General features: G+C 63.0%; 19 protein-coding genes and 1 pseudogene. 16 read left to right on the forward strand and 4 right to left on the reverse strand.

Annotated features, from left to right (window positions below; translation table 11 throughout):
- Positions 1-20: 20 nt before the first annotated feature.
- On the reverse strand, positions 21-2393 hold the full coding sequence (locus AC1DTQ_RS02925; protein ID WP_477847813.1) for a 3-hydroxyacyl-CoA dehydrogenase/enoyl-CoA hydratase family protein: 2373 nt from the start codon (positions 2391-2393) through the stop codon (positions 21-23).
- A 34-nt stretch (positions 2394-2427) separates the two neighbouring features.
- Entirely contained in the window at positions 2428-3054 is a 627-nt protein-coding gene (locus AC1DTQ_RS02930) for a TetR/AcrR family transcriptional regulator (protein ID WP_477847815.1), read from the reverse strand.
- Positions 3055-3263: 209 nt separating this feature from the next.
- Here AC1DTQ_RS02930 and ndk point away from each other — a divergent pair, with 209 nt between their 5' ends.
- The 12 genes and pseudogenes from ndk to AC1DTQ_RS02990 all read left to right on the forward strand — a co-directional run bounded on the left by ndk (position 3264) and on the right by AC1DTQ_RS02990 (position 16048).
- Entirely contained in the window at positions 3264-3689 is a 426-nt protein-coding gene (gene ndk, locus AC1DTQ_RS02935; RefSeq protein ID WP_310090570.1) for a nucleoside-diphosphate kinase, read from the forward strand.
- 10 nt (positions 3690-3699) lie between these two features.
- A complete protein-coding gene (gene rlmN, locus AC1DTQ_RS02940) occupies positions 3700-4854 on the forward strand; it encodes a dual-specificity RNA methyltransferase RlmN (protein WP_477847817.1) in 1155 nt (384 codons plus the stop codon).
- Positions 4841-5656, forward strand: a complete 816-nt coding sequence (gene pilW, locus AC1DTQ_RS02945; RefSeq protein ID WP_477848351.1) for a type IV pilus biogenesis/stability protein PilW — start codon at positions 4841-4843, stop codon at positions 5654-5656. Before rlmN ends, pilW begins: the two co-directional genes overlap by 14 nt.
- A complete protein-coding gene (locus tag AC1DTQ_RS02950) occupies positions 5653-6489 on the forward strand; it encodes a helix-turn-helix domain-containing protein (RefSeq protein WP_477847819.1) in 837 nt (278 codons plus the stop codon). The genes pilW and AC1DTQ_RS02950 overlap by 4 nt, the downstream gene beginning before the upstream one ends.
- Before the next feature lie 80 nt (positions 6490-6569).
- Entirely contained in the window at positions 6570-7205 is a 636-nt protein-coding gene (locus AC1DTQ_RS02955) for a YfgM family protein (protein WP_477847821.1), read from the forward strand.
- 26 nt (positions 7206-7231) lie between these two features.
- On the forward strand, positions 7232-8416 hold the full coding sequence (bamB, locus tag AC1DTQ_RS02960; protein ID WP_477848352.1) for an outer membrane protein assembly factor BamB: 1185 nt from the start codon (positions 7232-7234) through the stop codon (positions 8414-8416).
- A 157-nt stretch (positions 8417-8573) separates the two neighbouring features.
- Positions 8574-9974: a ribosome biogenesis GTPase Der gene (gene der, locus AC1DTQ_RS02965; protein ID WP_477847823.1), complete on the forward strand. Its 1401-nt coding sequence runs from the start codon at positions 8574-8576 to the stop codon at positions 9972-9974.
- Positions 9975-9997: 23 nt separating this feature from the next.
- Positions 9998-11215 carry a molybdopterin molybdotransferase MoeA gene (locus AC1DTQ_RS02970; RefSeq protein ID WP_477847825.1) on the forward strand — a complete coding sequence of 406 codons (1218 nt, stop codon included), beginning with the start codon at positions 9998-10000 and terminating at the stop codon, positions 11213-11215.
- Positions 11216-11365: 150 nt separating this feature from the next.
- A pseudogene (moeB, locus tag AC1DTQ_RS02975) lies at positions 11366-12514 on the forward strand (molybdopterin-synthase adenylyltransferase MoeB); the annotation flags it as partial.
- 136 nt (positions 12515-12650) lie between these two features.
- Positions 12651-12902: a hypothetical protein gene (locus AC1DTQ_RS02980; RefSeq protein WP_477847827.1), complete on the forward strand. Its 252-nt coding sequence runs from the start codon at positions 12651-12653 to the stop codon at positions 12900-12902.
- 34 nt (positions 12903-12936) lie between these two features.
- Positions 12937-14127 (forward strand): low temperature requirement protein A, encoded by a 1191-nt coding sequence (locus AC1DTQ_RS02985; RefSeq protein WP_477847829.1) that lies wholly within the window; start codon positions 12937-12939, stop codon positions 14125-14127.
- Positions 14128-14200: 73 nt separating this feature from the next.
- A complete protein-coding gene (locus tag AC1DTQ_RS02990) occupies positions 14201-16048 on the forward strand; it encodes a monovalent cation:proton antiporter-2 (CPA2) family protein (protein ID WP_477847831.1) in 1848 nt (615 codons plus the stop codon).
- Here AC1DTQ_RS02990 and AC1DTQ_RS02995 read toward each other — a convergent pair.
- Both AC1DTQ_RS02995 and AC1DTQ_RS03000 read right to left on the reverse strand, forming a co-directional pair.
- Entirely contained in the window at positions 16045-16815 is a 771-nt protein-coding gene (locus AC1DTQ_RS02995; protein WP_477847833.1) for an alpha/beta hydrolase, read from the reverse strand. The two genes, AC1DTQ_RS02990 and AC1DTQ_RS02995, sit on opposite strands and share 4 nt — an antisense overlap.
- A 5-nt stretch (positions 16816-16820) precedes the next feature.
- Positions 16821-17117 (reverse strand): DUF1244 domain-containing protein, encoded by a 297-nt coding sequence (locus AC1DTQ_RS03000; protein WP_310090599.1) that lies wholly within the window; start codon positions 17115-17117, stop codon positions 16821-16823.
- A gap of 54 nt (positions 17118-17171) precedes the next feature.
- Here AC1DTQ_RS03000 and folD point away from each other — a divergent pair, with 54 nt between their 5' ends.
- The 4 genes from folD to guaA all read left to right on the forward strand — a co-directional run bounded on the left by folD (position 17172) and on the right by guaA (position 21696).
- Positions 17172-18053: a bifunctional methylenetetrahydrofolate dehydrogenase/methenyltetrahydrofolate cyclohydrolase FolD gene (gene folD, locus AC1DTQ_RS03005; RefSeq protein WP_477847835.1), complete on the forward strand. Its 882-nt coding sequence runs from the start codon at positions 17172-17174 to the stop codon at positions 18051-18053.
- A gap of 294 nt (positions 18054-18347) precedes the next feature.
- Positions 18348-19805, forward strand: coding sequence for an IMP dehydrogenase (gene guaB, locus AC1DTQ_RS03010; protein ID WP_477847837.1), 1458 nt, complete (start codon positions 18348-18350; stop codon positions 19803-19805).
- Between the two features lie 2 nt (positions 19806-19807).
- The gene (locus tag AC1DTQ_RS03015) at positions 19808-20131 is read left to right on the forward strand and encodes a hypothetical protein (protein WP_477847839.1); all 324 of its coding nucleotides are present in this window, start codon (positions 19808-19810) and stop codon (positions 20129-20131) included.
- Positions 20128-21696 carry a glutamine-hydrolyzing GMP synthase gene (gene guaA, locus AC1DTQ_RS03020; RefSeq protein ID WP_477847841.1) on the forward strand — a complete coding sequence of 523 codons (1569 nt, stop codon included), beginning with the start codon at positions 20128-20130 and terminating at the stop codon, positions 21694-21696. The genes AC1DTQ_RS03015 and guaA overlap by 4 nt, the downstream gene beginning before the upstream one ends.
- Positions 21697-21703 lie beyond the last annotated feature (7 nt).

Below are 21703 nucleotides of genomic sequence, written 5' to 3' on the forward strand. Positions count from 1 at the left end.
GTAATTCCTCGATTCGTCGCTTAGTTGCGCAGGGGCTTGCCGGTCTTCAGCATGTGGCCGATGCGCGCCTGGGTCTTTTCCTGTTGTGCCAGTTCCACGAAGTGCTGACGCTCGAGCTTCAGCAACCATTCCTCGTCGACCAGCGATCCGCGATCCACTGCGCCGCCGCACAGCACGGTGGCGATGCGCACTGCTATTTCGTAGTCGTATTCGCTGATGAAACGGCCTTCCAGCATGTTCACCAGCATCATCTTGAAAGTGGCGATGCCGACATCGCCGGCGACCTGGATGCGGCGCGCGGGCAGGGGCGGGCGGTAGCCGCTTTCGGCCAGCGCCAGTGCTTCCTGCTTGGCCACGTACAGCAGCTCGAAGGCGTTGAACACGATCTTGTCGGTTCTGCGCATCAGACCGAGTTCCTGCGCTTCCATCGCCGAAGCCGAAACCTTGGCCATCGCCACGGTCTCGAAGGTCTTCTTGAGTTCAGCGAACACATCGCCGCCTGGACCCGCGGCCTGCGAAGCGCGTACTGCGATTTCCTTAAGCCCGCCGCCGGCCGGCAGCAGACCCACACCGGCTTCGACCAGGCCGATATAGCTTTCCAATCCCGCCACGGTCTTGGCGCTATGCATCTGGAATTCGCAACCGCCGCCGAGCGCCAGCCCGCGCACCGCCACTACCACTGGCACCAGCGAATATTTGATGCGTTGGCTGGTGGCCTGGAAGTTGGCGACCATGGCCTCGAATCCGGCCACGTTGCCAGCCTGCAACAGGCCCATGGCGCCGGAAAGATCGGCGCCGGCGGAGAACGGTTCGCTGTTCTGCCACAGCACCAGTCCCTTGAAGTCCCGCTCGGCGCGGCCCACCGCTTCCTGCAGGCCGTTGAGCACATGGTCGTTGACGGTGTTCATCTTGGTCTTGAAACCGACCACTGCAATGCCGTCGCCGTCGGTCCACATGCGCAGGCCATCGTTCTCGAACACGGTTTCGCCGGCCGGGAATTTCTCGCCCAGCAGCGGATCCGGGAAACGCTGGCGTTGGTAGACGGGCAGGGAAGAGCGCGGCAGTTTGGCGTTCTTGACCGGGCTATAGCTGCCCTCGGCGGCATGCACGCCTTCGCGGCCGTCGAATACCCAGTTCGGCAACGGCGCCGAGCTCATGGTCTTGCCGGCCACGATGTCATCGGCGATCCACTGGGCCACCTGCTTCCAGCCGGCAGCCTGCCAGGTCTCGAACGGACCCAGCGCCCAGCCGTAGCCCCAGCGAATCGCGAGGTCGACGTCGCGCGCGGTCTCGGCGATATCGGCCAGATGGTAGGCGCTGTAATGGAACAAATCGCGGAACGTAGCCCACAGGAACTGCGCTTGCGGATGTTGGCTTTCGCGCAGTTTGGCGAACTTCTCCGCCGGGTTCTTCAACTTCAGGATCTCGACGACTTCCGGCGCAGCGACGCCGGTCGAGGGGCGGTAGTCCTGCGCCTTCAGATCGAGCACCACGATGTCCTTGCCGACCTTGCGGAAGATGCCGGCGCCGGTCTTCTGTCCCAAAGCGCCCTTGGCGATCAGCGCCCCCAGCCATTTGGGCGCGGCGAAATACTTGTGCCACGGATCGTTGGGCAGGGTGTCGCCCATGGTCTTGATGACGTGGGCCATGGTGTCCAGGCCGACCACATCGGAAGTCCGGTAGGTCGCCGACTTCGGGCGCCCGATCAGCGGGCCGCTGACGGCATCCACTTCATCGAAACCCAAGCCAAATTCGGCGGTGTGGTGGATGCTGGCCAGGATCGAGAAAACGCCGATGCGATTGCCGATGAAATTGGGCGTGTCCTTGGCGTAGACCACGCCTTTGCCCAAGGTGGTGACCAGGAAACCTTCCAGGCCCTCCAACACGGCGGTATCGGTGACTTTGGTCGGGATCAGTTCGGCCAGGTGCATGTAGCGCGGCGGGTTGAAGAAATGCACGCCGCAGAAGCGGTGGCGCAGCTGTTCCGGCAGCACATCGGAAAGGGCATTGATGCCCAAGCCCGAAGTGTTGCTGGCCAGCACCGCATGGTCGGCCACGAACGGGGCGATCTTCTTGTAAAGGTCCTGCTTCCAGTCCATGCGCTCGGCAATGGCTTCGATGATCAAGTCGCAACCGCGCAGTTGTTCCAGTCCGCTCTCATAGTTGGCGGGCGTTATCGCCTCGGCCAATGTTTTGCTGGCCAGCGGGGCGGGGCTGAGCTGGCCCAGGTTGGCGATGGACTTCAGCACCACGCCGTCCGGATTTCCTTCCTTCGCAGGTAAGTCGAATAGCACGGTGTCCACACCAGCGTTGGTCAGATGCGCGGCGATCTGCGCACCCATGACCCCGGCCCCGAGCACTGCGACCCGACGTACAAGTAATTTGTTAGACATATCCTATAAATCCTTGTTTATAAATTAGAATTATTCAGTTGCCGGCACGAATGCCGGCCTCAGCGAAACGGATCAATTCGCGTGCGGCGCGCTCACGGTGCGCTGCTTCGGTGACATCGGCGGGTCGCTTAATCAGCCCGAAGTCGGCCATGGCGTAGGTAAGCGCGCCGGCCAGAAAGTCGAGCCGCCAGTACAGTTCTTCTTTGCTCAGGCCGGGGACGCAAGTGGCGATCGCCTTGCCGAATTCGCGCAGCACGTGGCCGTAGTGATCGGACAGGAACTTGCGCAGGCCATCGTTTTTTTCCGCGTAAGCGCGTGCGACCACGCGCACGAACGCGCCGCCTCCATGACGGTCCTGTGACATCGCCAGGGCGGGTTCCACGAACGCGGCCAACACCGGCCGAAGCTCGCCGGGATGCTGTTCCAGAGCGGTTTTAAGCTGACTCAGGCGCAGCGTGGTCATGTCGTCCATACGCCGACGGAAGACCTCGTTGACCAGGTTCTCCTTCGAGCCGAAGTGATAGTTGACCGCGGCGATGTTGACGTCGGCACGGCTGGTGACCTGGCGCAGCGAGGTGCCGGCGAAGCCGTGCTGGGCGAACAGTTCCTCGGCGGCGCCTAGGATCCGGTCCTTGGTGGAAAAGTGGGCGGTGTTGGCCATAAGGCTCTCGGTAATCAAACGCTTGTTTGATTTTGTGCTTAGTGGCTTTGGAAGTCATGCTGCGGCGCAACAGAGGGCGCGCGAAACGCTGCAAATGTGCCGCCGATACGTTAGAATTCCGCTACGCTTGTTAGTCTAAGCCCGCGTTTCGACGCGGGTTTTTCATGTTAACCTCGGGTCCGCAGTGGCCCACCCAACGGAGAAAATCCATGGCGCTGGAGCGCACCCTGTCAATCGTCAAGCCCGATGCCGTCGCCAAGAACGTAATCGGCGAGATTTATTCGCGTTTCGAAAAGGCCGGTCTGAAGATCGTGGCCGCCAAGTACAAGCAATTGTCGCGTCGTGAAGCGGAAGGTTTCTACGCCGTGCACCGCGAACGTCCGTTCTTCAATGCACTCGTTGATTTCATGATCTCCGGCCCGGTGATGATCCAGGCGCTGGAAGGCGAGAACGCAGTGGCTTTGCATCGCGAACTGCTCGGCGCCACCAATCCGAAGGATGCCGCGCCGGGTACGATCCGCGCCGACTTCGCCGATTCGATCGACGCCAACGCCGCGCACGGTTCCGATTCGGTGGAGAACGCCGCGGTGGAAGTGGCCTATTTCTTCGCTGCGACCGAAGTGGTCGCGCGCTGAGATCGATGCCGTGAACGAGGTCGCCAAGAAACAAAACTTGCTCAACCTCGATCGCGAGGGGCTGGAGCGCTTCTTCGCCGATACCCTCGGCGAACAGCGCTACCGCGCCCATCAGGTGATGAAGTGGATCCATCACCGTTATGTCACCGACTTCGATGCCATGACCGACCTCGGCAAGGCGCTGCGCGCGAAGCTGCAGCAACATGCCGAGGTCGTGGTTCCGCAGATACAGTTCGAAAAGCCTTCCACCGACGGCACCCACAAGTGGCTGCTAGGGATGGATGGCAAGAATTCAATCGAGGCCGTGTTCATTCCGGACAAGGGCCGCGGCACGCTTTGCGTTTCCTCGCAGGTGGGTTGCGCGCTGAACTGCCAGTTCTGTTCGACCGCCACCCAGGGCTTCAACCGTAATCTTTCCACCGCCGAAATCATCGGCCAGGTCTGGGTGGCGGCTCGCCACCTGGGCAACGTGCCGCACCTGCAGCGCAAACTCACCAACGTGGTGATGATGGGCATGGGCGAGCCGTTGATGAATTTCGAGAACGTCGTGCGTGCGATGAGCGTGATGCGCGACGACCTGGGCTACGGCCTAGCTAATAAGCGCGTGACGCTTTCCACCGCGGGCATGGTGCCGATGATCGACCGTCTTTCGGTCGAGTCCGACGTATCGCTCGCAGTGTCCTTGCATGCGGCCAACGACGAGCTGCGCACGGAACTGGTTCCGTTGAACAAGAAATACCCGATCGCCGAACTGATGGCTGCGTGCGCGCGTTATGTGCAGCACAACAAGAAGCGCGATTCGGTGACTTTCGAATACACCATGATGCGCGGCGTCAACGATCAGCCACAGCATGCCCGCGAGCTGGCGCGGCTGATGCGCCAGTTCGATAACACGGTGCAGTCGAAGGACGCGGGCAAAGTCAATCTGATCCCGTTCAATCCATTCCCGGGCACGCGCTATGAGCGCAGCACCGAGGCGGACATCCGCGCGTTCCAGAAAATCCTGTTGGATGCGCAGGTACTGACGATGGTGCGACGCACCCGGGGCGACGACATCGACGCCGCTTGCGGGCAGCTGAAAGGGCAAGTGGTCGATCGCACCCGGCGGCAGGCCGAATTCCGCCTGCATTTGCAGTCGCAAGGGATCGATGATGCGGCTGCGTAGTACTGCACTCGCCGCGCTGGTCGTACTGCTGCCGTTGTTCACCGGATGCCGGGCCTTTATGGAGCCGGCCATGAAGGAGCAACGCGCCGAATGGGTGGCTCCGGACTACCACGTTGCCGATGACGCCAAGACTACCCAGCGAATGGCGTTGGGGCGCAGACTGAGTTTGGCCGAGCAGCGGTTGCGGGCAGGCGATCTGAAGTCGGCCGAGGTCGAGGCTACGGCGGCGCTGAAGACGAACCCTTCGTCCGCTGACGCTTTGACCTTGCTGGCCGTCATCGCCGACCGCAGGGGAGCCGAAACCCAGGCGGGCGAGTACTACAAACGGGCCGCCGAGGCGGCGCCCAAGCAGGGTGGGGTGCTCAACAACTACGGGGCTTGGCTGTGCGGTAATGGCTTTCCTGCCGAGTCCCTGGTTTGGTTCGATCGCGCCCTGGCGGCGCCCGGTTACGACACCCCGGAGTCGGCGCTGGCCAATGCCGGGGGATGCGCGCTGAAGACCGGGCAGTACGACCGCGCCGACCGCGATTTGCGCAAAGCGCTCTCGATGGCCCCGCAAAACGCCTATGCGCTGGCCTCCCTGGCCGAGAGCGAATACCGTCGAGGTCGCTATTTTGAAGCGAGAGCGTTCACAGAACGAAGATTGGCTGCTGCGCCTGCCACTGTAGCCGTGCTACAACTGGCGGCTGGGATAGAAGAGAAGCTGGGCGACAAGGCCGCCGCCAGCCGATATGTTCAGCGGTTACGGGCGGAGTTCCCCGAAGTGGTTACCGCGAACCCTGGGGAAAAATCGAGACCATGACTGACCAGACACCACTGGACCTGCCGTCTGCGGGTCGTTACGCCGAAGGCTGCGGGTCCCTCCTGCGCCAGGCGCGCGAGCGTGCCGGACTGACTCTGCAAGAGGTAGGCAGTCAACTGAAGATGCCTGTCCGCGTAGTGCAGGCACTGGAAGAAGAGAACTGGCAGGTGCTGGGTGCGCCGGTCTTCCTGCGCGGCCAGCTGCGCAGTTACGCCAAGTTGCTCAAGGTCGACATCGAACCGTACCTGGAGCGTGTCGATCTGCAGGGCGTGCGCCCGGCGGAACTGGTCAGCCGCAGCCACACCCCGCGCTACCAGCGGGTACTGGAAAGCGTCGCGCGCCGCGCGGTCTATGTAGTCATCACCGCCGCGATCGCGGTGCCGGTCTGGGTGGCCACCCAATCGCATCTGAAAGAATCCTCCCAGACCACTGCGTCGCTGGATGTCGTGCCCGCATCTGCCGTATCGGCTGGGCAGAGTGCTGGCGCGGACAAGTCGTCGCCATCCGTTGCCGGTGTGCAAGCTGCACCGTATGTCGCGTCGCTGACGCCTCTGCCGCGTAACGGCAGCAATGGGTTGAGCCTGCGCATGACCGGCGATAGCTGGGTGCAGATCGACGCACCAGGCGGCGCCAACCTCGAGTACGGGCTGCTCAAAGCCGGCGAGGAACGCAGTTTCCGCAGCGGGGAAGTCGGACGCGTCGTGCTGGGCAACGCGGCGGCGGTCGAGGTTCAGCAAGGAGGTAGTACGGTGGATCTGACGCCGTACAAGCGAGCGAACATTGCGCGCTTTGCGGTATCCTCTGACGGTTCCCTCGCGCCGGTCGCTGACTGACTGACCTGCGCGCGGGTTTCTAACAGATACCCTGTCCAACCCCGAACCGAAGACCCCGCTTAGACGGGGCGAGAGTACGCATGGCGATCGACGATCTGCTCGACGAGCACGAACAAAGCGAGCGCGTCCGCAATTGGCTGAAAAACAACGGCGCCGGATTGATCGGCGGCATAGCCTTGGGACTCGCGGTAATTTTTGGCTGGCAGTGGTGGCAGAAGCATCAGGTCCAGCAGGCCGAACAGGCTAACGTCAGCTACCAGTCCGCACTGGACAGCATAGGCACCGCCGATCTCAAGAAAGCCCAGGCCGAAGTCGGGAAGCTGAAAGACGGCAACGCCTATGCGAACTTGGCCGCGTTGCGGCTGGCCAAGGCCCAGGTCGACGCCGGACAAGCGGAAGCGGCTATCGTCACGCTTCGTGGCATCAAGGCGGATCAGACGCTGCAATCGCTGGTCGATCTACGCCTCTCCAGGCTGCTGACCGACGCCGGCAAGGGCGAAGAAGCCCTGAAAATCCTGAGTGACGCTACCGACAGCGCCAGCCTGGAGGCGCGCGGCGACGCGTTGCTCGCCACAGGCAAGCGCGATCAGGCACGCGACACTTATTTGAAGGCTCTGACCGGGATGGATGTGGCTGCGCCGCAACGTCGTCTGGTCGAGCTGAAACTCAGCGATTTGGGCGGCACGCCGCCCAAGCCCGCGCAGCCAACTTCATGAGGCCGGTTTCCATGCTCAAACGCATCATGCTCGAACGCACCCTGTTGAAACGCATTATGGCGATCGCGGTCTTGGCAGTGGTGCTGTCCGGCTGCAGCACGGTCAAGGGTTGGTTCGGCGGCAAGGGTAAGGACGACGGTAAACCCACCGAACCGGCGGAACTGGTCGACTTCACCGCCACCGCCACGGTTTCCAAATTGTGGAGCGCCAATGCGGGCAAGGGCGAAGATCGCCTAGGTGTTCACCAGGGTCCCGCAGTAGCGGACGGTCGCGTCTATGCCGCAGCCGTCGAAGGCGGTGTGCGGGCGTTCGACTTGCAGACCGGCAAGACCGTATGGCAATACAAGTCCGAAGAACGCTTGGCGGGCGGTCCCGGTGCTGGCGACGGCCTGGTGGTCGTCGGTTCGCTGGATGGCAAGGTGATCGCGCTGGATGCGGCCACCGGTGCAGAGAAGTGGCAAGCCAAGGTTCCCAATGAAGTAATCGCAGCGCCTGCGATCGGGCAGGGCCTCGTGCTGGTGCGATCCAACGATGGCCGCGTGTCGGCTTTCGACGCGGCCACTGGCGAGCGCCGCTGGTTCTCCAACCATGATCTTCCCAGTCTGAGTGTCCGCGGCAATGCGCCGGTAACCTTGGGCCCCGGCTTCGTCTTCGTCGGCAACGACGATGGCACCCTTTCCGCCATGGCTTTGAACGATGGGCGTCCGCTTTGGAACCAGGTGATCGGCGTACCCGAGGGGCGCACCGAGCTGGAACGGATGGCCGATGTCGACGGCGCGCCGGTACTCGACGGCACCACGGTCTACGCGACCAGTTTCAAGAAGGAAACCGTCGCCATCGACGGTCCCAGCGGCCGTCCTCTTTGGAGCCGAGACAATGGCGGGCCGGGTGGTCTGGGCTTGTCCTCGGGCAACGTGATCGTTTCCGACCCGGCCGGTTTGGTCTGGGCACTGGATAAGACTTCGGGTGCTTCGCTCTGGTCCAATACCTCGCTGGCTCGTCGCTCGCTGACGGCGCCCACGGTGCATGGCGATTTTGCGGTGGTCGGCGATTTCGACGGCTACGTGCACTGGCTGCGGTTGGACAACGGGCAAGAAGCCGCCCGCGAACGCGTCGGCGGCAAGGCGGTGCGCGCCAAGCCGGTGGTGGCCGATGGGGTCCTGCTGGTGCAAAACGTCGAAGGCGAATTGACCGCGTTCCGCCTGCAATAACTCGGCCCGCCAGCCTTGGCCGGCAGCCGGAAAAAAGCGCACTCCGGTGCGCTTTTCTCGTATCGGCCATGCCGACCTGCCGAATAGGAGATAATCCTGTCCGCAAAGCCTGCCGCGCAGGCCAGCAATCTCCATTTTTCTTCTCCGGCTTCTTAATATGCTTCCCCTCGTTGCACTGGTCGGCCGCCCCAACGTGGGCAAATCGACGTTATTCAATGCGCTGACCCGCAGCCGCGACGCGTTGGTCCACGACCAGCCGGGAGTGACCCGCGACCGCAACTACGGCATCTGCCGCCTGGACGAGGACAAGCCGTTCATGGTGGTGGACACCGGCGGCATCGCCGGCGAAGAGGAAGGCCTCGCAGGAGCGACCGCACGTCAGGCGCGAGCTGCGGCCGAAGAAGCGGACCTAGTTCTGTTCATCGTCGACGGCCGCGAAGGCGCGTCGACGCTCGATGACGACATCCTGACCTGGCTGCGCAAGACCGCACGCCCGACCCTGCTGGTGATCAACAAGATCGACGGTCTGGAGGAATCCACGGCGATTTCGGAGTTCTCGCGCTACGGCTTCAACGACGTCATCACCGTTTCGGCCGCACATCGCCAGGGCATCGACGAACTGCTGGAGGAAGTACAGAAGCGCGTCCCCGAGGTAGGCACCACCGCGGTCCTGGACAACGATCCTGCGCGGGTACGCATCGCCTTCGTCGGCCGTCCCAACGTCGGCAAGTCGACCCTGTTCAATCGCCTGCTCGGCGAGGAGCGCATGATCGCTTCCGAAGTGCCAGGCACTACCCGCGATTCCATTTCCGTGGACATGGAGCGGGACGGACGCCAGTACCGGCTGGTCGATACCGCCGGCCTGCGCCGCAAGTCCAAGGTCGAGGAAGCGGTCGAAATCTTCAGCATCATCAAGACGCTGCAGTCGATCGAGCAATGCCAGGTCGCGGTGCTGATGCTGGACGCGACAGAGGGTGTTACCGATCAGGATGCGACCGTGCTGGGCGCCATCCTGGACGCTGGTCGTGCGCTAGTGATCGCGGTGAACAAGTGGGACGGCCTGGAGACCTACCAGCGCGAGCAGACCGAATCGCTGCTGTCGCGCAAACTCAATTTCGTGGAGTGGGCCGAGAACGTGCGCATTTCCGCCAAGCACGGTTCCGGCTTGCGCGAGCTGTTCCGCGCCATCCACCGTGCGCATGCCTCAGCCACCAAGGAGCACGGCACCAGCGAAGTGACCAAGGCCATAGAAGTGGCCTATGAAACCAATCCACCGCCTGCCGTTCGCGGCAACGCGCCGAAATTGCGTTTCGCGCACCCGGCCGGTCTCAATCCGCCGACCTTCGTGGTGCATGGCACCCGACTGAAGAATTTGCCGGAGTCGTATAAGCGCTATCTGGAGAATTTCTTCCGCAAGCGCTTCAAGATGGTGGGCACGCCGGTGCGCTTCATCTTCAAGGATTCGGTGAATCCCTACGAAGGCAAGAAGAACGTGCTGACCGACAAGCAGGTGGCCAAGAAGCGCCGCCTGATCCGGCACGTCAAGCGCGGCAAATAAGCGCGGCATCCGATAGCGAGACGATGGGCGGCTTTCCCACACGCATCAGCTACGACGACGCCTCGCGCATCGTCGATCATATCGCCAGCGAACGCCGGCTGGCCCACGAGCGGCTGGCGATCAAACGCGTGGACGGACGCATTCTGGCCCGCGATCTCACTGCACCCATCAATCTGCCGGCCTTCGACAACAGTCGGATGGACGGCTTCGCGCTGCGCCATACCGATCTGAATCTGGAAAGCGACAGCCGCCTGCGTATCGTCGGTGCGCAGTTCGCCGGACCCTTGCTTGAGCAGGCGCTGCAGCCCGGCGAATGCATCCGCATCACGACCGGCGCGCCACTACCGGGCGGCGCCGATACGGTAGTCATCAAGGAAGACGTGCACGAAAACGAGGGCGTGCTGACCGTGCCGGCCGGCGTGGTGGCAGGCGCCGACATTCGCCGCTCCGGCGAAGACGTACAAGTCGGCGACGTGGTGCTCCGCGGGGGCTCGGTTCTTTCTCCGGCGCGTATCAGTCTTGCGGCGGCGCTGGGCATGGCCGACCTGGAAGTCTCGCAACGTCCCACGGTCGCGGTGTTCACGACCGGCGATGAACTGGTGGAGCCGGGGCTGCCGCTGGTTCCCGGTCAGATCTACAACAGCAACCGCGAACTGCTGATGGGTCTGCTCCGCGCCGAGGGGCTGGAACCGGTCGCTTGGCCGACCTTGCCGGACGATCCCACCCGTATCGAAACCGCGCTGCGCGATGCGGCTTCGGCTTTCGACGTGGTCATCACCTGCGGCGGCGTTTCCGCCGGCGAAAAGGACCACCTGCCTGCCTTGCTGGCCGCGCAGGGCGGGATCCACTTCTGGAAAGTGAAAATGAAACCGGGTATGCCGGTGCTTTTCGGGCATCTGGATCGAGCGCTGTTTCTGGGTTTGCCGGGAAATCCGGTTTCGGTACTCGCGACTTTTCTCACTCTGGGTCGCAAGCTTTTGGACGGTCTGCAGGGCAGGGCGGAGCCGCGCGCGCGGCGTTTTGCTCGGCTCTCCGCGGCTTGGAAGAAACCCCACGATCGCCTCGAATTCCTGCGCGGTCGTCTGCAATACGGGCAGGACGGCATGCTCAGCGTATTGCCCAATAGCGCCGATGCCTCCCATCGTTTACGTGCGGCTGCCGAGAGCGATGTGTTGATTGTGTTGGGGGAGGGTGCGCAGGAATTCCCGGCTGGCAGTGTGGTGGAAGTGCTGGGTTACTAGCTTCCCTTCTCCTTCGGGAGAAGGTGGCGCGAAGCGACGGATGAGGGCGGGAGAATGACTTACAAGAGGAAGGTCCCGTCAAGCTGATGGTCCGCTCCCTCATCCGCCCTCCGGGCACCTTCTCCCGAAGGAGAAGGGAAGCAAAAACAGCGCGATAATCCTTCCATGTCTATTTCCGAAATCACCCCCGCACAAGCCCGTCAGCGTCAGGCGCATGGCGCGGTACTGATCGATGTCCGCGAAGCCCATGAACGCGCCGGCGGGCAGGCCGAAGGTTCGTTGGGCATCGCCAAAGGCGAACTCGAAGCCGATCCTGGTCTGCATCTGCCGGAACGGGCTACGGAGATCCTGCTGATCTGCCAGAGCGGCGCGCGCTCGATGCAATCGGCCGCTTTCCTCAGCGAGGCCGGATATCGGAATCTGTCTTCGGTCGCCGGGGGGACCACGCGCTGGATCTCCGAAGGGTTGCCGATGGTCAAGCCGCAGCTGGATGCGGACGATGCCGATTTCATGGATCGTTATTCGCGCCATCTGCGCCTGCCGGAAGTCGGCGTGGACGGACAGCGCAAGCTGGAGGCTTCGCGGGTACTTATGATCGGCGCCGGCGGGCTGGGGTCTCCGGCTGCGTTCTATCTGGCCGCGGCGGGAGTCGGCCATTTGCGCATCGCCGATGACGATGTGGTGGACCGCAGCAACCTTCAGCGCCAGATCCTGCACACCGAAGCGCGGATCGGCGAAGCGAAAGTCGCTTCGGCGCAGACGGCGCTGTCCGCATTGAATCCACGCACGCGACTGGAAGCGATCGCCGAGCGCGTCACCGCCAGCAATGTCGAGCGCCTGCTGGCGGACGTGGACGTGGTGATCGACGGTGCCGACAATTTTCCAGCGCGTTATCTGCTCAACGACGCCTGCGTGAAACTGGGAAAACCGCTGGTGTACGGCGCGGTGCAGCGTTTCGAAGGGCAGGTCAGCGTGTTCGATGCCGGACGCCATCGGGGGCAGGCGCCGTGCTACCGCTGCCTGTTCCCTGAGCCGCCGGCAGCGGAGTTCGCGCCCAATTGCGCCGAGGCCGGCGTGCTGGGCGTATTGCCTGGCGTGATCGGGCTGCTGCAGGCCACCGAGGCCATCAAACTATTGCTTGGCATCGGCGAACCGCTGAGCGGACGCCTGCTGCATTTCGATGCGCTGGCGATGCGCTTCCGTGAAATGCGGCTGCGGCCGGATCCGGAGTGCGGGGTTTGTGCACCGGGCAAACCGTTCCCCGGTTATATCGATTACCAGAAATTCTGCGGAGCCTGATTGGGCGAGGGACCGGGCCGAAATGCGCGGGGTACTCGGTGCGGGAAGAAATCCGATACTGTTGATCGCGTTCCCGCCATACCGTCGGCGGTATGGCGGGAACTGTAGCGCTTACGCCTAATCCAGGAAGTAGACCATGCGTACCCTTATCTTCATCGTGATCGGTCTGGTGTTCATGTCACTGGCTATGTGGCTGACCAAGCCCGCCAAGCGCACCACCACCGCTTGGCTATTCACTGCCGTCTGGTTGTTGGCGACGTTGTGGAACCTGTACACCGGCATGTCGCATGGCTATTCGCTGCAGGAAGAATTGCCCATCCAGATAGGCATCTTCGCCATTCCCGTGCTTGGCGCATGGATACTGGCGTGGAAGGGCCGCGGCCGTTGAGGCCCGGCGGCGGTTCGGCAGGAAGATCGCCAGGATGAACACCCATTCCCGTTCGTTGTTGCGCAGGCGTGGCCAGCACGACAGCGGCAAGGTTTCCATGGTCGAGTTGTTCTTCGACCTAGTGTTCGTTTTCGCCGTCACCCAGTTGTCGCACGGCCTGTTGGCGCATCTGACTCCGACCGGCGCGCTGCATACGCTGATGCTGCTAATGGCGGTGTGGTGGTTGTGGATATTCACCTCGTGGGTCACCAACTGGTTGGATCCGGAAAAGGTGCCGGTGCGGGTCATGCTGTTCGCGCTGATGTCGGGCGGGCTATTGATGTCGTCTTCCATACCGGAAGCGTTCGGCGAAAAAGGCCTGCTGTTCGCCTGCACTTTTGCAGCGATGCAGGTAGGCCGCAATTTGTTCATGCTCTGGGCATTGCGTGGGGAGGGGGCCGCGCAACAGCGCAATTTTCTGCGCATCCTGGTCTGGTTCCTGGCTTCCGGAGTGTTTTGGGTCTGGGGTGGCTTCGAGCAAGGTGGGTTGCGCACCGGTTTGTGGCTGCTGGCAATCGCCATCGAATACGTGTCGCCATCGGTCGCCTTTTGGGTACCGGGACTGAGGCATTCGCTCACGGCCGAATGGGATGTGGACGGCGGCCACCTGGCCGAACGCTGCGGACTATTCGTGATCATCGCGCTGGGCGAATCGATTCTGGTGACCGGGGCGACTTTTACCGGACTGCCTGGCAATGGCGTCACGGCGGCCGCTTTCCTGGTTTCTTTCCTGGGAAGCGTCGCGATGTGGTGGATGTACTTCGATACTGCTGCCGAACGCGCCAGCCACCGCATCGCGCAATCCGACGATCCCGGGCGCATCGCTCGGCTCGCCTACACCTACGTCCATCTGTTGATCGTTGCCGGCGTTATCGTTTGCGCCGTGGCCGATGAAATCGTACTGGTGCATCCGGCGCACGCCGAGACAATGGGCGTCGCCGTCATCCTTGCCGGTCCGGCGCTGTATCTGCTGGGAAATGCCTTGTTCAAATGGACATTGAACGACCGTAAGCTGCCCCCGCTGTCGCATCTGGCCGGGCTTTCGCTCCTGGCGATGGTGATGCCCTTCGCATTTGCCCATCAGTTGTCCGCATTGGCTCTGGGAGCCGCCACTACCGGCGTGATGGTGCTGGTCGCCGGCTGGGAAAGCATCGCCCTGCGTCGGCTGCCGCGCACGCAGCGATAAAGCTTCAGCGCCCCGCGCTCGGAATCACGGCTGGCAGCGGTTAACCTGTAATGCCCGCCGCAGGAAATCCAGTTTGGCCACCGAAGCCGTCTCCAGTGATCTGATCAAGGTCGTCGCCCTGTTGGGTGCAGCCGTGGTGGCCGTACCCATCTTCCGGCGCTTGGGCCTGGGCTCGGTGCTGGGCTATCTGGCGGCGGGCTTGCTGATCGGTCCTTTCGGTTTCGGCTGGTTCTCCGACCCGCAATCCATTCTGCATGTGGCCGAGTTGGGCGTGGTGATGTTCCTGTTCGTCATCGGGCTGGAGATGCAGCCTTCGCATCTGTGGAGTCTGCGTCGGCAGATCTTCGGGTTGGGTAGCCTACAGATCGCGGTGTGCACGGTCGCGTTGACGGGAGTCGGCCTGGCTTACGGGTTCAGCGCGCCGGTGTCGTTCGTCGGCGCGGCGGGTTTCGTGCTCACGTCGACGGCTATCGTTATGCAATTGCTAGGCGAACGCGGCGACATCGCGCTGCCGCGCGGACAGAAGATCGTGTCGGTGCTGCTGTTCGAAGACCTGCTGATCGTGCCGCTGCTCGCGGTCGTCGCCTTCATGTCGCCGGTGGTGCCGGACCACGCGGATGGCTCCCGATGGATCAGCGTCGGCATCGGTGTGGCCAGCCTTGCGGGGCTTATCGCGGCGGGCATCTGGTTGCTCAATCCTTTGTTTCGGATCCTCGCCTCCGCCAAAGCGCGCGAAGTGATGACGGCAGCAGCGCTGCTGGTGGTGCTGGGTTCGGCGCTGTTGATGCAAGTCGGTGGCTTGTCGATGGCGATGGGCGCATTCCTGGCCGGCGTGCTGCTGTCCGAATCCACGTTCCGGCATCAGATCGAAGCGGATATCGAACCCTTCCGCGGCATTCTGCTTGGCCTGTTCTTCCTCAGCGTGGGCATGTCGCTGGACTTGGCTGTGGTGGCGAGCAACTGGCCGCTGATCGTATCCGGCGTGCTGGCGATGATGGCCGTGAAAGCGCTGTGCATCTATGTGGCGGCGCGTGCGACCCGCAGCCCGCATTGGGAAGCGCTAGATCGTGCCGTGCTGATGGCGCAGGGTGGCGAATTCGCCTTCGTGCTGTTCTCCGCGGCAGCCGCGGTCCGTGTCATCGATGCCACGGTCAATGCCAACCTCACCGCCATCGTGGTTCTATCGATGGTGCTGACGCCGTTGTTCGTGATCGCGCTCAAACGCCTGACGCCGAAGGTCCAGGAATCGCTGGAAGGCATCGACGAGGCACGCGGGCTCAGCGGCAGTGTGCTGATCATCGGTTTCGGCCGTTTCGGCCAGGTCATGAGCCAGTCGTTGCTGGCCCGCGATGTGGACGTGACCATCATCGACACCGATATCGAGATGATCCGCAGCGCCGAAGAGTTCGGCTTCAAGATCTATTACGGCGACGGCACGCGGTTGGACGTGCTGCATTCGTCGGGCGCCGACAAGGCGCGTGCGATCGCGGTCTGCATCGACGACCGCGTCGCCGCCAACCGTATCGTCGAACTGGCCAAGGCGGAATTTTCGCAGGCGCGCCTGCTGGTGCGTTCGTACGACCGCGAGCATTCGCTGGAGTTGATCAATGCCGGTGTGGATTTCCAGATCCGCGAGACGTTCGAATCGGCCGTTGAGTTCGGCGCCGCCGCGCTGCTCGAGCTGGGGGTCGCGCAAGAAGAAGCCGAGCGCATCGCCACCGAGATCCGCCGCCGGGATGCCGAGCGTTTTGAGCTGGAAATGGCGGCCGGGGATGTTCGGGCCGGCGCACCCTTGATGCTGGGCAACGCTTCCAAGCCCAAACCCACGCCGTTCACCACGCCCAAACGTGAAGGACAGGCCTTGAACGAAGAGACGGCGGAAGTGATCAAGAGCCCGGATCTGGACTCGCGTACCGGCTAACGCAGGAAATCGCGCAAGGCTTCTGCGTAGCGCGGATCATCCGAAATATCGTTGTGGCCGGCCTGCGGAAAGTCGATCACCCGCCGCCCACCTGCCAGCGAAGCCAGCAACTTGTCCGTATTGGCCGGTGGAATCACTTCATCGCGGCCGGCGCGCAGCACCAGCAAGGGGCCGCGGTATTGGGCCAGGTAACGGACGGAATCGTAGCTGTCGCGCACGAACCAGCGCACGGGAAACAGCGGATAGTGAGACTGCGCCACCGCCGCGAGGTTGTCGAACGGGGTCACCAGCGCCACTCTTTCCACTGGCCTGCGCGAGGCGACATAGCTGGCTACGCCACTGCCCAGGCTACGGCCAACGACGGCGACGGCAGCCGAGTGCTGGTCGCTCACTTCGTCGTAAAGCGCCAGCGCATCGCCGAACAGGGCGGCCTGGTCCGGCTTGCCTTCGCTTGCGCCGTAGCCGCGATAGGAGACCAGGTAGACCGTGCGGTCGGGAAACAGCTCGGAGAATTCCGCGCGCGACATCTCCAGCCGTTCGGCATTGCCGCCGAAGTAGATGACCGCCCTGGTTTTTCCGGGATTCAATCGCCAGCCGCGCAAGGTGACTCCGTCGTGTACGAGACTGAAGTCCGTCTCCTGCGCGGCTATCTGCGTCTCGCCTGGGTAATAGATCAGCTCGCGCTGTTTGAAGAAGAGCAGGGCGCAGATGCCGCTGTAGGCGAGTACGGGCAGCGCGGCGATTCCGAATAGCGACTTCTTCAGCATTCCCATCAGCCGTGACGCCGCTGCGCCTGGGCGAATGCGGCCAGTTGCTCCGGGGTGGCGTCCTGCTGGAACTTCGCCTTCCATTCCGCGAACGGCATGCCGTACACGCGTTCGCGCGCTTCGTCCTTGCTCATCGGCTGGCCGGCGGCTTCGGCCGCTTCGCGGTACCAGTCGGACAGGCAGTTGCGGCAGAAGCCGGCCAGGATCATCAGGTCGATGTTCTGCACATCGCTGCGTTCGACGTTGAGATGCTGCAGCAGTCGGCGGAAGGCGGCGGCTTCGAGTTCGGTGGTGTCGGACATGGCTGAATCGGGGACAATAGGGTCCAACGACTTTACACCCGCGCCTAGGCCCTAATGACCCCAGTTTCCTCCAGCGCCCCTACCGCCCGCATCCTCGACGGCCGCCGCATCGCCGAGAACCTGCTCGACGAACTCAAGGCCAAGGTCGACCTCCGCGTCGCCGCAGGCCTGCCGCGTCCTGGCCTGGCGGTGGTGTTGGTGGGGGGCGACCCCGCTTCCACTGTCTATGTGCGCAACAAGCGCCGTGCGGCGGAGAAGGTGGGCATCGAGGCCTTCGACCACGACCTGCCGGCGGGGACGTCCGAGCGCGAACTGCTGGCCCTGATCGATCGGCTCAACGCCGACCCCACGGTCCACGGCATTCTGGTGCAGCTGCCGCTACCCGGCATTGCCGACGCCAGCCGCTTGATCCACCGCATCGACCCGCGCAAAGACGTGGATGGCTTCCATCCCGAGAACGTCGGTCACCTGGCTCTGCGCGAATTCGGTCTACGCCCATGCACGCCGCGCGGCATCACCACGCTGCTGGGCTATACCGACAAGCCGGTGCGCGGGCAGAACGCGACGATCGTCGGCGTCAGCAACCATGTGGGCCGGCCGATGGCGCTGGAACTGCTGATCGCGGGTTGCACGGTGACCAGCTGCCACAAGTTCACCCCCGCCGCGGTGCTGGAGGCGCGGGTACGCGACGCGGACATTCTGGTGGTGGCCGCCGGCCGTCCTGGGCTGATTCCGGGGGAATGGGTCAAACCAGGATCGGTGGTCATCGACGTGGGCATCAATCGGCTGGAGGACGGCAGTCTGGTCGGCGACGTGGGTTTCGAAGCCGCCGCCAGGCGAGCCAGCTGGATCACCCCGGTTCCAGGAGGAGTAGGGCCGATGACGGTAGCCACGCTGATGCAGAACACGTTGGAAGCGGCCGAGGCAGCTACTTAAAGCCCCTCTCCCGGCGGCGCCCGACGGGTGTGCAAGGCTGAGAGGGGTTGGGGTGAGGGTACGGCGGAGCGGGGATGGTTCAGACGTCCATGACTTCGCCGCACGCTCATCCGCCCCCGTATCAAGTACGGGGCAGGCTCTACGGGCACCTTCTCCCGAGGGGAGAAGGGAAGCGCTGCTGCCCTGCCGTGCACTGAGAATTCCCACGCAACGCTTCGTTGCGGCACCCACATCGGGACATTTCAGCCGCTGAAATAGTACAATTACGCGCTTCCCCACCAAACGGGTCCGCCGATGCTACGCATCCAGGCTGAAGCTCTCACCTACGACGACGTTTCCCTCGTCCCCGCGCACTCCCTTGTTTTGCCCAAGGATGTCGACCTCGGCACGCGCCTGACGCGCGACCTGCGGTTGAAACTGCCGATCGTCTCCGCCGCCATGGATACCGTTACCGAAGCCCGCCTGGCCATCGCCATGGCCCAGCTGGGCGGCATCGGCATCATCCACAAGAATCTCACCGTCGAGCAGCAGGCGGCCGAAGTGGCCAAGGTCAAGAAATTCGAGGCCGGCGTCATCAAGGACCCCTTCACCGTGGGTCCGGAGACCACCATCGGCGACGTGCTGGCCCTGACCCGGGCGCGCAACATCTCCGGCGTGCCGGTGGTGGAGGGCGGTCAGCTGCTGGGCATCGTCACCAGCCGCGACATGCGCTTCGAAGCCAAGCTGGACGATCCGGTCCGCCACATCATGACCAAGAAGGATCGCCTGGTCACCGTGCGCGAAGGCGCCAGCGATGGCGAAGTAGTGCAGCTGCTGCACAAACACCGCATCGAGAAGGTCCTGGTGGTCAACGACAACTTCGAGTTGCGCGGCCTGATCACGGTCAAGGACATCCAGAAGAAGACCGACAACCCCAACGCCGCCAAGGACAGCGCCACGCGCTTGCTGGTCGGCGCTGCATTGGGTGTGGGTGGCGATACCGATCAGCGCGTGGAAGCGCTGGTGGCCGCCGGTGTGGACGTGGTCATCGTAGATACGGCGCACGGTCATTCGCAAGGCGTGCTGGATCGCGTGGCTTGGATCAAGAAGCGTTTCCCGCAGTTGCAGGTGATCGGCGGCAACATCGTTACCGGCGATGCGGCACTGGCGTTGATGGATGCCGGCGCAGACGCGGTCAAGGTCGGCGTGGGTCCGGGTTCCATCTGCACCACACGTATGGTCGCAGGCGTCGGCGTGCCACAGATCACGGCCGTGTCGATGGTGGCCGAAGCCTTGCAAGACCGCATTCCGCTGATCGCCGACGGCGGTATCCGTTATTCGGGCGACATCGGCAAGGCGATCGTGGCGGGCGCTGCCACGGTCATGATCGGCGGCTTGTTCGCCGGCACCGAGGAAGCGCCGGGCGAAGTCGAATTGTTCCAAGGCCGCAGCTACAAGAGCTATCGTGGCATGGGCAGCTTGGGCGCGATGGAAAAGGGCAGCAAGGACCGTTACTTCCAGGATGCGAGCGACGCCGACAAGCTGGTGCCCGAAGGCATCGAAGGCCGCGTGCCGTATCGCGGGTCGGTCGGCAACATCATCCACCAGCTGGTCGGTGGACTGCGCGCCACCATGGGTTATGTGGGCTGCGCCACCATCGACGACATGCAGAAGAAGCCCAGTTTCGTGACCATCACCGGTGCCGGCCAGCGGGAAAGCCATGTGCACGATGTGCAGATCACCAAAGAGCCGCCCAACTATCGGATGGGATAACCATGCAGGAATGGGGCTCCTTGTTGCTTTATGTGTGCCTGATCCTTGTTGTTGCGCCAATATTTTTCATCCCCAGCCTTTTGCTGTTTAGGTCTTTCGTCAGGCGGCGCTGGTTGAGATTGGTTCTGGCCAGCGCGATACCCAGCTTCTTCGTCTACCTCCTGTTTGCTACGGTTGGTTTCGACGCATGGTCGTCCTTTCCAGCGGGTCAGCATGCTGGCTTGGAGGATCGGCTTTCGTTTGGCTGGATTGAAAGCTTGATATTCACGGCCGTCGCATTCTTGGGCGTTTTCTTGATCGACCGTTTTATGTGGAATACGCGATGACCGATCTACATAGCGACAAAATCCTCATTCTCGACTTCGGCGCGCAATACACGCAGTTGATCGCGCGACGCATCCGCGAGATCGGCGTGTATTGCGAAATCTGGGCGTGGGACCACGATCCGACCGAGATCGCGGCCTACGGCGCCAAGGGCATCATCCTGTCGGGCGGCCCCGAATCGACGACCGAGCACGGCGCACCTGTCGCGCCGCAGCAGGTATTCGATTCCGGACTGCCGATCCTCGGCATCTGCTACGGCATGCAAACCCTGGCTGCGCAGTTGGGCGGCGCGACCGAAGCGGCGGATGCGCGCGAGTTCGGGCACGCGGAAGTGGAGGTCATCGCGCCGGATACTTTGTTCGCCGGCCTCAACGACCATCCAAGCAAGACGCCGCGCCTGGATGTGTGGATGAGCCATGGCGACCATGTGTCGAAGGCGCCTCCCGGCTTCACCATCACTGCAGTGACCGACCGCATCCCCGTCGCGGCCATGTCCAATGAGGACAAGCGCTGGTACGGCGTGCAGTTCCACCCGGAAGTCACTCACACCCGCCAGGGCGAGGCGCTGCTACGCCGGTTCGTGGTCGATATCTGCGGTTGCAAGACCTTGTGGACAGCCGCCAACATCATCGACGACCAGATCGCGCGCGTACGCGAGCAGGTCGGTAGCGATGAAGTCATCCTCGGTTTGTCTGGTGGAGTGGATTCCTCCGTGGTCGCCGCGCTGCTGCATCAGGCCATCGGCGACAAGCTGACTTGCGTATTCGTCGACACCGGATTGTTGCGCCGGAACGAAGGCGACCAAGTGATGGCGATGTTCGCCGAGCATATGGGCGTCAAGGTCATCCGCGTCAATGCCGCCGACCGCTATTTCAAGGCGCTCGAAGGAGTCGCCGATCCGGAAGCCAAGCGCAAAATCATCGGCAATCTGTTCGTCGAGATCTTCGACGAGGAGTCCGGCAAGCTGGCCAACGCGAAATGGCTGGCGCAAGGCACGATCTACCCGGACGTCATCGAATCGGCCGGCAGCAAGACCGGCAAGGCGCATGTGATCAAGAGCCACCACAACGTGGGCGGCCTGCCGGAACACATGAAGATGGGCTTGGTGGAGCCCCTGCGCGAATTGTTCAAGGACGAGGTGCGCCGCTTGGGCGTCGAACTCGGCCTGCCGCGCTCCATGGTCTACCGCCATCCGTTCCCGGGCCCGGGTCTGGGCGTGCGCATCCTGGGCGAAGTGAAGCGCGAGTACGCCGAACTGCTGGCGCAGGCCGACGCCATCTTCATCGAAGAATTGCGCAAGGCCGATCTGTACGACAAGACCAGCCAGGCCTTCGCCGTATTCCTACCGGTGAAGTCGGTGGGCGTAGTCGGCGACGCGCGCGCTTACGAGTGGGTGATCGCGCTTCGCGCGGTGGAAACCATCGACTTCATGACCGCGCATTGGGCGCACTTGCCCTACGAGTTTTTGGGTGCTGTTTCTAATAGAATTATCAATGAGTTACGCGGTATTTCGCGTGTGGTTTATGACATAAGTGGAAAGCCGCCCGCCACCATCGAGTGGGAATGAGCGCCAC

This window comes from Pseudoxanthomonas sp. P4_B2 (genome assembly GCF_056402315.1).